Annotated in this window: 13 protein-coding genes; 7 read left to right on the forward strand and 6 right to left on the reverse strand. The window is 45.7% G+C overall.

Translation table 11 applies throughout. The features are described 5' to 3' along the window. The first annotated feature begins 1 nt into the window (after position 1). The 4 genes from ASG33_RS14155 (at position 2) to ASG33_RS14170 (ending at position 2,812) form a co-directional block, all read left to right on the forward strand. Positions 2-457: a hypothetical protein gene (locus tag ASG33_RS14155; protein ID WP_056286123.1), complete on the forward strand. Its 456-nt coding sequence runs from the start codon at positions 2-4 to the stop codon at positions 455-457. A 182-nt stretch (positions 458-639) separates the two neighbouring features. Continuing rightward, positions 640-1,110, forward strand: coding sequence for a hypothetical protein (locus ASG33_RS14160; RefSeq protein ID WP_056286127.1), 471 nt, complete (start codon positions 640-642; stop codon positions 1,108-1,110). A gap of 42 nt (positions 1,111-1,152) precedes the next feature. Further along, a complete protein-coding gene (gene ispF / locus ASG33_RS14165; protein ID WP_056286130.1) occupies positions 1,153-1,671 on the forward strand; it encodes a 2-C-methyl-D-erythritol 2,4-cyclodiphosphate synthase in 519 nt (172 codons plus the stop codon). A gap of 7 nt (positions 1,672-1,678) precedes the next feature. Further along, positions 1,679-2,812 (forward strand): amidohydrolase family protein, encoded by a 1,134-nt coding sequence (locus tag ASG33_RS14170; protein ID WP_056286132.1) that lies wholly within the window; start codon positions 1,679-1,681, stop codon positions 2,810-2,812. A 1-nt stretch (position 2,813) separates the two neighbouring features. Here the strand turns inward: ASG33_RS14170 and ASG33_RS14175 are convergent, their stop codons facing one another. Next, the gene (locus tag ASG33_RS14175) at positions 2,814-3,929 is read right to left on the reverse strand and encodes a lipopolysaccharide assembly protein LapB (RefSeq protein WP_056286136.1); all 1,116 of its coding nucleotides are present in this window, start codon (positions 3,927-3,929) and stop codon (positions 2,814-2,816) included. 144 nt (positions 3,930-4,073) lie between these two features. Here ASG33_RS14175 and ASG33_RS14180 point away from each other — a divergent pair, with 144 nt between their 5' ends. Further along, entirely contained in the window at positions 4,074-5,330 is a 1,257-nt protein-coding gene (locus tag ASG33_RS14180) for a pitrilysin family protein (RefSeq protein ID WP_056286141.1), read from the forward strand. Between the two features lie 53 nt (positions 5,331-5,383). On the opposite strand, the gene ASG33_RS14185 is transcribed toward ASG33_RS14180, so the two are convergent. Beyond that, positions 5,384-6,673 (reverse strand): pitrilysin family protein, encoded by a 1,290-nt coding sequence (locus tag ASG33_RS14185; RefSeq protein ID WP_056286142.1) that lies wholly within the window; start codon positions 6,671-6,673, stop codon positions 5,384-5,386. Between the two features lie 89 nt (positions 6,674-6,762). Here ASG33_RS14185 and ASG33_RS14190 point away from each other — a divergent pair, with 89 nt between their 5' ends. Continuing rightward, complete coding sequence (locus ASG33_RS14190) at positions 6,763-7,881, forward strand: glycosyltransferase family 1 protein (RefSeq protein WP_056286145.1); 1,119 nt, start codon at positions 6,763-6,765, stop codon at positions 7,879-7,881. Between the two features lie 6 nt (positions 7,882-7,887). Here ASG33_RS14190 and ASG33_RS14195 read toward each other — a convergent pair whose 3' ends face one another. Next, positions 7,888-9,294 carry a lipopolysaccharide assembly protein LapB gene (locus ASG33_RS14195; RefSeq protein WP_056286148.1) on the reverse strand — a complete coding sequence of 469 codons (1,407 nt, stop codon included), beginning with the start codon at positions 9,292-9,294 and terminating at the stop codon, positions 7,888-7,890. A gap of 78 nt (positions 9,295-9,372) precedes the next feature. After that, complete coding sequence (locus tag ASG33_RS14200; RefSeq protein ID WP_056286151.1) at positions 9,373-10,371, reverse strand: NAD-dependent epimerase/dehydratase family protein; 999 nt, start codon at positions 10,369-10,371, stop codon at positions 9,373-9,375. Between the two features lie 176 nt (positions 10,372-10,547). On the opposite strand from ASG33_RS14200, the gene metG reads away from it, so the two are divergent. After that, positions 10,548-12,617, forward strand: a complete 2,070-nt coding sequence (gene metG / locus ASG33_RS14205) for a methionine--tRNA ligase (RefSeq protein ID WP_056286154.1) — start codon at positions 10,548-10,550, stop codon at positions 12,615-12,617. Positions 12,618-12,662: 45 nt separating this feature from the next. On the opposite strand, the gene ASG33_RS14210 is transcribed toward metG, so the two are convergent. Next, positions 12,663-12,995, reverse strand: coding sequence for a hypothetical protein (locus ASG33_RS14210; protein ID WP_229238644.1), 333 nt, complete (start codon positions 12,993-12,995; stop codon positions 12,663-12,665). Between the two features lie 273 nt (positions 12,996-13,268). Then, positions 13,269-13,691 carry an Hsp20/alpha crystallin family protein gene (locus ASG33_RS14215; protein ID WP_056286162.1) on the reverse strand — a complete coding sequence of 141 codons (423 nt, stop codon included), beginning with the start codon at positions 13,689-13,691 and terminating at the stop codon, positions 13,269-13,271. Positions 13,692-13,734 lie beyond the last annotated feature (43 nt).

Below are 13,734 nucleotides of genomic sequence, written 5' to 3' on the forward strand. Positions count from 1 at the left end.
ATTGAAAACACAGGAATTTATAGAAAGCGGAATACTGGAAGCGCATCTTCTCGGACTCACAAATCAGGAGGAGCAAACGCAGGTCAGGCAAATGGTTGAATCTGACCAAATGCTGGAAGAATATGTCGTTGAGCTGGAAGCTGGCATCAATCAATATTTCGAAAAAGAATCCGTAGCACCGCCGGAGGCAGTTCGTGAAGTTGTCAGGCTGAGGAGTACGCGTGACAAAAAAGCGCGTCAGGAATTTTCGAATGCCGAGAACCCAGACCGGCAGTACCTGGACGTTGAAGTAAATGACACGCACATTAAAGTCCACAAATTCTGGCGGCCCGCATTCATTGCAGTATTCATACTCTCAAAAATCTTCCTGATCGCCGGGCTTTACTACTACTTTAAAACAGTAAGTCAGGAAGAGGAGCTGCAAAGGTTGAAATTGCAGGTTGAACAAACCAAGTAAAGAAAATATAGTATTTCGATTAGAGCCGGAGCCTGTACTCCGGCTTTTTTGTGCGCCCTTATTTTTGAAACACCAACTGTATCCGTGTTTTTTTGAAAAATAGAGCTAGCCTCCGTTACCAAGGCCCCTCTTTCCCGTATAGGATAGTAAAGAATTATTATATTTGTTTAAAGCACATTATCATGAAAGACAGAGACAGGATCAGTAATCTGGAAGAATTAATCGCGGACATGTTACTTAGGCTGGACAGGCTTGAAGACGGCCAGGTTAGGCTTGAAAATGGACAAGCACGACTTGAAATCGGGCAGGCAAGGCTTGAAAATGGACAGGAGAGGCTCGAAAACGGACAGGAGCAGCTCGAAGATGGGTATAAACACACATCATCGAAACTGGACAGAATGGAAGGTTTAATGGGCAAACTGATCGAAAACCAGATGGAGCTTAGTGACCGGCAAGGTGGCTTTCAGGAAGCACTGCTTGATATCATCAAGGTTATAAGAAAGAATTCAACCGATATAGAAGTTATCAAAGATACCATGGTGACCAAAGATACTTTGGCTCATTTTATGGAAGCAATGATGAACAGGTTTGACCGTTTTGACGCAAGGTTTGAGGGGATCGAACAAGATATTGATATTTTGAAGCTTCGATAGTTTACGAATACCAAATACTATTTCCCATTTTCATTAAAATATATGTTTCCATTTCGCGTAGGTCAAGGCTACGATGTTCACCAACTGGAAGAAGGCCGGCCGTTTTGGCTGGGTGGTATTCAGATCCCGCATTCTCATGGCGCAAAAGGGCATTCTGATGCAGATATCATTTGTCACGTCATATGCGACGCCCTGCTGGGAGCAGCTAATATGCGCAATATCGGTTACCACTTCTCAGATAAGGATCCGCAATGGAAAGGGGTTGACAGCAAGATACTGCTCTCAAAAGTCCTGGAAATGATCAGAGAGAAAGGTTTTGAAGTGGGGAATATAGACGTGACCGTTGTCTTGCAAAATCCAAAATTGAACCCGCATATTCCTGTCATGAAAGCTTGCCTGCAAGAGGTAATTGCAATTCCGGAGGAAGATATCTCCATCAAAGCAACTACTTCCGAGCATATCGGCTTTGTGGGACGGGAAGAAGGTATCGCCGCGCATTGCGTGGCATTGATCTATTCGAAAAATACATTCTCAAACCTAAATCTGACTCCATCCCTGTAACTTCCTGATGAAAAACCTTTCCCTTACTCTGCTTTCCCTCATTGCTTTCATTTTCAGCTGTAAAGCACAGGAACCTTCACAAGTAACCCAGCCGCTTGGCTTCGAAGAGTACGATCCCATTTCAACTTTGAAAGTGGAAGAGCATCCCTTGAAAAGGGCGAAATTCCCTTTTATCGATGTTCATAATCACCAGTATCAAATGCCGACGCAGGACCTGAAAGCGCTGGTAAAGCAAATGGACAGTCTGAACATGGGTATTATGGTCAATCTGAGTGGGCGCGGATGGTCACAGGAATGGAGCGAAGGAACAGCCACACTCAAAGGCGCTCTTGAAAATATCACTAAAAACGAACCTAAACGCATTGCTGTTTTCACAAACCTGCAGTTCAAAGGTTTCGGTGAAGCAGACTGGAGTGCGAAAGCAGTAAAGCAGCTCGAAGAAGATGTAAAAATGGGCGCCAAGGGATTGAAGATTTACAAAAGCCTGGGTTTTAGCGGCATTAAAGATGACAAGGGAAATAGGGTAGCAGTAAGTGATCCAAGATTGCAGCCTGTTTGGCAGAAATGCGGTGAGCTGGGTATCCCTGTTCTGATCCACACAGCCGATGTCCCTTCTTTCTGGGACCCAATGGATCGCTACAATGAACGCTGGCTCGAACTTAAAACACACCCCGGAAGAAGACGCGGCCCGAATGATCCTGTTCCATTTGACTCATTAATTGCAGAACAACACCATATTTTCAGAAAAAACCCGAAAACAACCTTTATCAATGCGCACATGGGCTGGTATCCCAACAACCTGAAAAAGCTGGACAGCCTGATGGTCGTGTTTCCCAATATGTATGTTGAAATAGGCGCTGTTATTGCGGAACTGGGCAGACAGCCACGCACTGCGAAAAAGTTTTTTGAAAAGTACCAGGACCGGGTGTTATTTGGAAAAGACAGCTGGGTGCCGTCGGAATATGCGACTTATTTCAGGGTACTTGAAACCGAAGACGAATATTTCCCCTATCACAAAAAGTATCACGCATTCTGGCGAATGTACGGAATGGGGCTTTCTGATGAAGTTTTGAAAAAGCTTTACTATAAAAACGCATTGAAAATTATTCCGGGTCTGGATAAAAGTCTTTTCCCGAAATAAATCATTTGAAAGCTTTCGCCTCCTTGATCACGGAGCGGTACTCGGCTTTTTCGAGGCACTTCTTATAATAATCCTTTGCTTTCGACTTGTTGCCTGCGCGCGCTGCGATCCTGGCCAACCCCGCATAAGCAAATGCGTGGTACTCTTTGGTGTATTGGGCATCGTGCGGCGCTTTCAGCGCGAGTAAGTATTCCCTTTGAGCCGCCGCATCATTCCGCTCGGCTTTTTCATCGAGTAATCCCTGGAATGAATGGAAGGCGAGCGGGTAAAATCCTGTGTTATATTTTTTAAAGTCAGCAAGCTCTTTCCGGGCAACATCGTATCGCCCGGAAAGCAGCTGTGCCTCGATATTCTTCATTAAAAACAAAGGGTTTTTGGGATAAAGGCTCACCAGCTTTTCCATGTAACTCACCGCTTTTTCCGGCTTTGATTCATATTTCAGGTACACGTGGGAAATGTAAAAGCAAGACTCAGCTTTGGTGATCGTACCCATTTTAGTACCCAGATCCATTTGCTTTAATCCCAGCGCCTTATCCCCGCTTTTAAAGAAAAGCAGAACGGGTTTTACGATCGGGTGCTCCTCCGGATATACCTCCACATAGTAATTGTACATCCCTGACGTAAAGTAGAACTCGGGGTTTTTGCTGATCAGTTTGAGCCCTTCTACAAATGCGTTATAAGCCTTTTTCCCCTCCCCTGCTGCATTCATCATTTCACCACGGTAGTTGTACATCATAGCGAGGTAACCCCTGGCGACCATCGTGTAAAAGACAGCTTCCGGATCAAGGCTGTTTTTGCCGTACTTCTTGTTAATTGCTTGCAGGCACAGGTCCAGCTTGCGGACGTATTCTTTTGATTTTGCGGGATTATCTTTAATCGGAAGGTATTTCCAGAACAGGATAAAGGAATCGAGAATGTGGGAGACGGGATGATCGGGGTACTTTTTTTCTACCAGGCTGATGAAAGTTTCAGCTTCGTCAAACTCATAATTATAGATTTTGTCCAGACTGTTCTGAACATTTTTCAAAGTTGCGGGATCGTTGAGTAATTGCGCTTGCGTATCGAAAGAAATGGAACTACAAAGGAACAAAAACAGTATGCGTAATATGTTTTGCATGGTAAGACTATTAACTCAAATGGTTTGGTGGTATCCCAGCTGAACGTTAGCTTTGTTTATAACCCTAATTACAGGTGATGGGTTTCTGTGGCAGTCTAAATTAGCCGCCTGTACCTGCAAAAAAATTTCGTCAGATCGACTATTATGATTCGCTATAAGCAGTTTACGCTGGACAACGGCCTGAAAGTATTTGTACATGAGGATTTCTCGACGCCGATGGCGGCTGTTAACATCCTATACAATGTAGGTTCACGTGATGAGGACGAAGAGCGGACAGGATTTGCACATTTATTTGAGCATTTGATGTTTGGCGGCTCCCAGCACATTCCCAACTACGATATCCCGGTGCAGAATGTGGGCGGCGAGAACAATGCATTTACTTCGCCCGACATTACCAATTATTACATTACACTCCCCGCCGAGAATGTGGAAACGGCATTCTGGCTGGAATCCGACAGAATGCTGAGCCTTTCTTTCGACCCCAATGTGCTTGAAGTACAGCGCAAAGTAGTGATTGAGGAATTCAAACAAAGGTACCTGAACCAGCCTTACGGGGATATGTGGCTTAAATTGAGGCCGCTTGCCTACCAGGCACATCCTTACCGCTGGGCTACGATCGGAAAAGATATCGAGCACATTGAGCGGGCAACAATGGACGATGTGAAAGACTTCTTCTTTCGCTTTTACAGACCCAACAATGCGATCATGGTTGTAGCCGGCGCTGTTACCTTCGAGAAGGTGCAGCAACTGGCTGAAAAGTGGTTCGGCAATATTCCCGCCGGCACGCCCTACGTGCGGAATATCCCAAAAGAACCTGTACAGACAGAGGCACGTTTTCTGGAAACGTCAGCTGCTGTCCCTCTCAATTCGCTGATCAAGGTGTTTCACATGCCGGGCAGATATGAAGACGGATTTTACGCTGCCGACCTGCTGAGTGACGTTTTGGGTCGTGGTAAGTCTTCGAGATTGTACCAAAAGCTTTTGAAGGAAAGATCGCTTTTCAATAGTATCAATGCGAGTGTAACCTCCTCCCTGGATCCAGGTCTTTTGATGATCAAAGGGAACCTTAATCCCGGTGTAACACTGGAAGATGCTGACAATGCGGTCAACGAGGTTTTACATGAAATTATTGAGAATGGGGCAACGGAAGAAGAGGTGACGAAAGTGAAAAACCAGTCCGAAGCCTCTATCGCGTTTTCTGAGGTGGAACTGCTAAACCGGGCAATGAACCTGGCCTTTGCCGCTAATGCAGGCAATGTGGATTGGGCGAATGCAGATGCGGAAATTATACGGAACCTCACGCCGGCCGACATTCATACAGCCGCCAAGAACATCCTGAATCCTGCCAATGCTTCTACTTTATATTACAGGGTCGAAGCAAAAGAGCCGGTTTTGATATAAACCAAAAGAGCCGCTCCATTGTGCAGCGGCTCTTTTCTCATTCATCTAAACAGTTATTCAGGCAAAAAAGTCAGGTAGCTGAAATTCTGCTCATTAAACATTTCCTGCGCTATATCCTGCAATTGCTGAGAAGTGATTTGCCCGATTTCTGCGAATATCTCCGGCAGTGAATCCACCCGCCCGGTATCCAGCAAACTTTTCGCCATCATCAGCATAAAGCTCATATTACTCTCTTCCGACATCGCCAGCTGACCCATTAACTGAACTTTAGTCTGATGCAGCTGTAATACAGAAAGCGGCACCTCGCGAATGCGTTTCAGTTCCTTGTGAATCAATGAAATGCTTTTGTTAAGCTGCTTCTTCTCGGTGCCAAAGAAAATCCCCATGAATCCGGTATCGAGGTAGGGTGTGTAATTCCCTTCGATTGAATACACAAAACCATACTTTTCACGCAGTGAAAGATTGAACCGGGAGTTCATTCCCGGGCCGCCCAACAGGTTTACCAGCATAAAGAATGGCAATCTTTTATCGTCCAGCAACGCATAAGCGGGTTGCCCCATTGCACATTGCGCCTGCGAAATAGCACGTTCTTTCTGCTGCTGAACCGGCACATAAGCGGCCGGCGGGGTACGTACGCGGGTTGTTTTCCGATGCGGCACGTCACCCAGGTATTTCTCAGCGACCTTTACAATTTTTGAAAAAGGCAGTCTGCTCACCGACGACACCACAATGCGCTCGGTGTCTATATTATCATTGATAAATTTGTGGAGATGCTCCCGCCCAAAAGAATTGACCGTCTCCGCAGTACCCAATATATTATTTCCCAAAGCATGCTCGGGGAAAACGAGCTGATCGAAATCGTCCTGAATCGCGTCTTCTGGCGAGTCAACATACATGGACATTTCTTCCAGGATCACATTTCGTTCACGCTCAATCTGCTTGTCGGGAAATACGGAATGGAAGGTTATATCGGTAAGCAGATCCATTGCCTTCTCGAAATGATCATCGAGAACAGAAGCATGAAAACAGATCTTCTCTTTGGTTGTATAAGCATTGAGCTCACCGCCCACATTTTCGAGCCGGTTGATGATATGATAAGAACTACGCTTTTCGGTTCCTTTGAAAGCCATATGTTCCCAAAAATGCGCTAAACCTTGCTGAAAAGGCAATTCGTCGCGGCTACCTATATCCAGCATGATCCCGCAGTGCGCGATTTGCGTATGCGGAACCTGCTTATGCGCTATCCTGATTCCGTTGGCAAGCGTATGTATCTGGTATTCTTCGGTAAGTGAAAGGGAGGATGATTCCGGGTTGCCCCGCTTACGAACGTTATTTCTCTTCATTCCTGATTAACACAAAATAGCCGCCAATAATTTTCGGCGGTATAAACAAAATTACAGACTTTTGCCCGGAAACCCTTGCATCCCCACTTATGCGTATCGGATTTGACGCCAAGCGCGCTTTCGCAAACAAAACAGGCCTTGGCAATTACAGCAGGTTCATCCTGGAAGCCCTTTTGCGCTACGAAAAAACAAATGAATACCTGGCTTATACTCCAAGGAACACGCAGGATCTTTTCCCCACATTCCCCTCAGGATCAATCCGTTTTCCTGATAAGTGGATTGATCAGAAACTATCCTCCTACTGGCGATATTCACGCATTTCAAAGCAATTGAGTGAGGAAAGGGTGGAACTTTTTCATGGGTTAAGCAATGAAATTCCTCAGGGTTTGTCAGCGCGGAACATCCGGTCGGTCGTAACAATCCATGACCTGATTTTTGAGCGGTTACCACATCTTTTTAAACCTGTTGACAGGCTGATATACCGGCATAAATTCCGCTCTGCCTGTGCGAGGGCTGATGAGGTTGTTGCTGTAAGTGAGCAAACAAAGCGCGATCTGGTCGACCTGTACCAGGTAGATCCAGGCAAGATCAAGGTCATTTACCAGGATAGCAGTTCCATTTTCAGACAACCTTCCGATGACAGATTAAATGCGGAGATCCTGCAAAAATATCAGCTGAACAAACCCTATGTGCTGTGCGTAGGAACTCTGGAGGAGCGAAAGAACCAGCACCGACTGGTAGAGGCATTTGCACAATCGAATGCAAAGAATTTTGAGTTGGTACTAATCGGAAAAGCAACTCCGTATCTGGCCAAAATCAATGAAAGTATCGCCCGCGGCAAGCTTCAAAATCGTGTGAAAGTATTGCATAACATTCCTTCGGACCATTTACCTGCCTTTTACCAGCAAGCTACTGTATTCGCCTACATTTCGGTGTACGAAGGTTTTGGTATCCCGATTCTGGAAGCATTGCATAGTGGCATTCCGGTTTTATCGGCGAAAGGCTCCTGTCTGGAAGAAGCAGGTGGCAAAGGTGGTTTGTATGCTGATCCCCTGAAAACAGAAGAGGTCAGCCAGCAACTGAATCGTTTACTGACTGACCAATCTTTAAGGTCTGACCTCATTCAAGCCGGAAAGCTGCATGTCGCGCAGTTTGATGCAAAACAGATTGCGGCACAGCTGACCATGCTTTATGCTGGAATTTTGTAAAAGGTCTTATTTCTCCCGGTACTGCTCGATAATCCGGAATAGCGCTTTTTGTTTTTCAAGATCAGGAAAGAATTCGAAAAGTTGTACGTGACCCTCATAATCCAGGGTTAATGCGGTTTCCAAATTCACCAAAGCTTCGCGGTATTGTCCGGCGTGTATCTGGTATACTGCCATTCTGTAATACAAATCTGCTTCTTCGGGCATTTCGTCGATTGCTGCCTGCAGCAGGTCGCAAGCACGTGCATAGTTACCTTGCTCAAAAAGCACATGCGACCATTTGAGCCAGATATCAGGATTGGAAGGCTCTATTTCCGCCGCTTTTTCAAACGCTTCAAATGCAGAAATCACGTTACCTACCTTGAACTCCGTCTCAGCAAGTGCAAGCCAGTAATCAGGATTCAGCTCTGTAATCTGGATCGCCTTGCGCAGAAAACCCACTGCTTCGTACCATCTGCCTAACTCACTGAAACAAATACCCAATCCATACCAGCCGTCATCCCACTGGCTGTCCAGCTTAACGGTCTGCCGGTAGTATCTGATCGCTGTTTCGTACTCGCCAAGCTTTTCGTAGCAGGTACCCAGACAGCAGCAGGTTTCCGGCTGCTCGCCTTCCAGTTCAATGGCGCGTAGATATTGCGCTTTGGCGTCTTCATACCTTTCCAGGTTCATGTAAGAGTTACCCAACTGGAAAAAAGCGGAAGCAAAATCGTCCTTGACAAGCGTCGCGTATTCGTATGCATTCACTGCATCTTCATAGCGTTCCAGCTTACTGAATGCGATCCCGAGATTGTACCAGGCATGATGTGAAAACGGATCCCGATCAACCAGCTCGTTATAGTAGTCAAGGTGACTTTCAAGCTGCCCTACCAGATCGAGGCAATGTGCCAGCTCATACAATGCGCTCTCGTTATTCAGGTTATTTCTGAGCGACCTTTTGTAAAACTTAATCGCATCCTCGTATTTACCCCAGTTCTGGTAAGTCTGCCCGATCTGAAAGTATATTTCGTCTTTGTCTTCTACTCTGTGCAGCAGGTTCTCCAGGAGTTCGAGGGCTTCTTCATACTCGCCCATCATATTGGAAATGGCCACCTGCATAAATGATATTTCAATATCGCCCGGATGAAAAAGGGAAGCTCTCTCCAGAATTTCCTGAGCCAGTTCATGCTCGCCTCTGTTGGCATGGAGCTGAACCATATTCAATAGCAAATCGAGGGAATAAGGGTAATCCGACAATCCCAACTCACAAGCTTTAAACGCTTTATCCCAATCTCCTTTTTCTATATAATGTACGGTAACCTTCTCGTACGTATCCAAATCAAAAAAAACCGGCTCGCTGGTTTTCAGCATTCTTTCAAACCTGAGCAATGTCTCCTTCATGTAATCCTTTCTTTCCCCGAAATTTTTCTCCATCATACGGACCGCTAGATTAGAATTTTGGGCTTACGCACCACTATGATAATGAAAGAAAGATATAAAATAATTCCCCGCATTTCAAATCTTCCCGAGCAAAGTTTCGCTCACCCGCTGCACCGTTTTTTCGATCGGTTGGAAGTCAAAATGGAGTGCATTTTTAATCTTATCGTTCCTGTAAGTCACCTTTCTTGCTGCCGAACGCGCTGTTTCCTTGGTAATTAGCGGCTTCGTTCCAAGCAGCCAGGTACGCACTGCCTCAACCCTCCAGATCACCCCTGCCAGCCCGGTACCCACCCGGAATGAAGGTCGTTTTTTGTGCATTGCGTCGGCAATCATAAAGAACAGATTTTTGTAAGAAATGCTTCCCGCATTGAGCAAAAACCTTTCACCTGCTATGTCGGAATGTATCAGTCTGACAATTACCTCTGCTACATCTTCCACGTCGACGTAATTAGCGAGTCCATCTGTATAAAATGGTTTTTGCTGATATATGTACCTGAATATCTGCGTACTGCTCTTGTTCCAGTCTCCGCCGCCCAGGATCAGCGTCGGATTAACGATCACTGCATTCAGACCTTCGGCAATCCCCCGCCACACTTCGAGCTCACCCAGGTATTTGGATTTGGCGTATTCAGAATTCTCAGGCGAATTTTCCCAGCGGTGATTCTCGTCGAGTACCACTTCCTCTCCCGCCCCTGCTTTCCTTGGGTCCGGCCTGCCTATTGCCGCTATGCTGCTGACGTAACAGAGTTTTTTTACAGGGTATTTCAAACATACGTTGACTACGTTGGCGGTACCTTCCACATTAACCTTATACATCATCTTGCGGTCGGCAGGGACAAAGGATACTACTGCGGCGGTATGAACAACAAAATCAGCATCTGCAATGGCTTTTTCGAGTGAGCTCAGATCAAGGATATCGCCTTCTGCCCAGGTGATCTGCTCAATTTGGTCAGCAAGCAGGCTTTTGTCGGTACCCGGCCTGACCAATGCAGTTACCTGATGCTTGTCTTGAAGAAACTTACGGGCAACAGCACTGCCAACCAAACCCGTCGCACCGGTTATAAGAACTTTCATGATTGGTCATTTAATGTCGACCGAAGTTCGGGATTGAAATGTTAAGGACAAAAAAATTCCTTCCGGGGGAGCATCCCACTACTCTCTACTGCAAGCTTTTTTGGCTAATTTAGCAGATCAAAAAGGGGCACCGGCCTTTGGTTACCCACTTATCAGTATACTTCAATATTTACCTAATGCAAATTTCAAATCCAGCCAGATATACCGTAACCGCAGCGCTTATCTATGCAAATGGACCGATACACATCGGGCATTTGGCGGGTTGTTACATACCGGCAGATATATACGTTCGCTATCTCCGCTCCAATGGAAAGGATGTAGCATTTATCAGTGGCACCGATGAACATGGGGTCCCTATCACGATCCGGGCCAAAAAAGAGGGACTTACACCTCAGCAGGTTGTTGACAAATATTATAATCAGATAGACTCCGCTTTCAAAGAGCTAGGGGTCTCATTTGATATTTATTCACGCACCAGCAAGAAAGTCCACCACGAAACATCGCAGCAGATATTCAAAGACCTGTACGATAAAGAGGTATTCGTAGAAGAAGTCACGGAGCAATACTTCGATGAGACAGCTCAGCAGTTCCTGGCGGACCGGTACATTGTTGGTACCTGCCCGGTTTGTGCTAACCCCAATGCCTACGGTGACCAATGTGAAAGGTGCGGCTCTACCCTGAGCCCGCTGGAATTAAAAGACCCGCGCTCGACATTGTCTGGCGCAAGTCCGGTTTTGAAAGCAACCAAAAACTGGTACCTGCCCCTGGATAAGATGCAGCCTCAGATCGAAGGTTATATCAATGAGCATAAAGAATGGAAAACCAATGTATTCGGCCAATGCCAGTCATGGCTGAAAGACGGACTTAAACCCCGAGCCATGACACGCGACCTGGACTGGGGCATACAGGTACCGCTGCCCGACACGGACGGAAAAGTGCTGTATGTTTGGTTTGAAGCACCTATCGGCTATATCTCTGCTACCAAAGATTGGCTTATCCAACAAAATGGCACCGAAGAAGGCTGGCAGAAATGGTGGCAGCCTGGCAATGCAGAAAACGGGGAAACCAAATTGGTGCATTTCATCGGGAAAGACAATATCGTTTTCCACTGCATTATTTTCCCTGCTATGTTAATGGCAGAAGGAAACTACATTCTTGCAGACAATGTGCCCGCCAACGAGTTTATGAACCTCGAAGGCGATAAAATCTCAACTTCCCGCAACTGGGCAGTGTGGCTGCACGAGTACCTGGAAGAACTTCCCGGAAAACAGGACGTTTTGCGGTACGTGCTCACAGCCAATGCACCCGAAACCAAAGACAGCGAGTTTACCTGGAAAGATTTCCAGACGCGCAATAATAGTGAGCTGGTAGGTATTTATGGAAATTTCATCAACCGTGCAGTGGTACTTACCCACAAGTTTTGTGAAGGAAAAGTCCCCGCCCGCGGCGCACTGGAAGAGATTGACACTTATACACTGAAAGAGCTGGAAGCATTCCCTGCACGCATTGCGGAGGCAATGGAAAATTACAGGTTCAGGGAGGCACTTACATTGATTATGGACCTCGCCAGGCTCGGAAATAAATACCTGGCAGATACCCAGCCGTGGCATGTGATCAAAACAGATCCCGAGCGCGTCAATACCATTCTTAACATTGCATTGCAGATCTCGGCTTCGCTCGCAATCGTTTCGGAGCCGGTACTGCCATTTACTGCTGCCAAGATCAGTGAGCAGCTGGGATTGAAAGGCACCTGGGCGGATGCAGGGAAAGCCGATCTGCTGACGGCGGGACAACCTGTGCTGGAAGCTAAGTTACTTTTTGAAAAGATTGAAGACCATATCATTGAAAAGCAGGTACAAAAGCTGCACGATGCAAAACGTATGAATGAGCTGGAAAGCAAAACCGTAACTCCTGTGAAGACGGAGATACAATTTGATGATTTTGCCAAAATGGATATCCGCATCGCGACGATCCTGGAAGCTGAAAATGTGCCGAAAAGCAAGAAGCTGCTCAAACTGCTGGTGGATATCGGACTTGAAAAGCGCACAGTCCTGAGCGGCATCGCAGAACACTTCAAAGCGGAAGAAGTAATTGGTAAAAAGGTACTCTACCTGGCGAATCTTGCCCCGCGCAAGATGATGGGAATGGAAAGTCAGGGAATGATATTGATGGCCGAAGACCGCGACGGTAGCCTGGCTTTTGTACGGCCCGGTAAAGATGTCTGGAACGGAGGCACCGTTAATTAACGAAAATGGCGGAGTAAGTACTTAATAGATTACTCCGCCATTCTTTTATTGAAATTCCTTTTTCACCTGAGCATACACGGCTGCGATCTTATCAACCAATGCCTGACATTCTTTTTCGCTCAAATGATCAATGGTGTTGCTCACGGCATTGGAAATTATCTTTCCGTCACCATCAGTTTTAGCTCCTTTTTGCCTGATAACACTCAGGATTGACTCCCATTCGCCAATCAGGTCCTCAGAGAAATATCTGGGTTCAATGATATTGAAATAGGCGGACTGGGATTTCAACTTTTGCTTAAGCATTCCGTCTGCGGGCGCTCTAAGCTCTTCCATGAGCTTGGTAAGCTCAATGTACGCGAAGATGTTTGATTTTTTCATAACGCTGAGTTTTGTAGAGGGTAAATTAAAAAGATCGGTGCTAAGATAAAGATAACCCGCTTCCATTTAATAAGATTTTAACTCATCTTTATCATATCTTTATGTTTATTGTAGGCATAATGCAATTAAAATAACAAATCTTCCAAAAAGTGCCTTTCTGATAAATACTACAACATTATACAAGCTGAATTTAGGCATTTCCAGCCTTCGGGACATAAAAAAACCCGGCAGTGTAACTGCCAGGTGACTTTATTTAATACAAATTTCAGTTTCTTACCACCGTTCAATATCTACTTTGCGATGATAATCGCCCTGCTCATTTCCATAGGGTAAAAAGAGGACAAGGTGACGCAGGGTATCATCATATTTTGCTGAGATATGTTCAATATCTACCCCATCCGGAATGACGAATGTGTTGATGAAACGAACAGTCTTCCATTGCTCTTCTTCGGGAAGGTTATCCTGTGAAAATATGGGTAACAAGTGAAAAAGTTTTAGGTTATTGGTATTTCTCTTCCCCTTCACTACTTCCAATTGGAGATCTTCAACCTCGATGCCAGGAATTTTCACAACTACTTCAAACCCTTCTGATCCCTTGTCAAGCTTTATAGCAGGCTCGCTCATTCCACCGTTGATTGTATTGATAAAATCGATATTCATCAACATCTCCTGTGGTATTTTCGGTTTGCTTTCCATAGCTATCGCGTTTTAGGTTCACAAGTTTTTAAGCATTAACGAA

Origin of the sequence: Dyadobacter sp. Leaf189, from assembly GCF_001424405.1 — a bacterium.
Lineage (GTDB): Bacteria > Bacteroidota > Bacteroidia > Cytophagales > Spirosomataceae > Dyadobacter.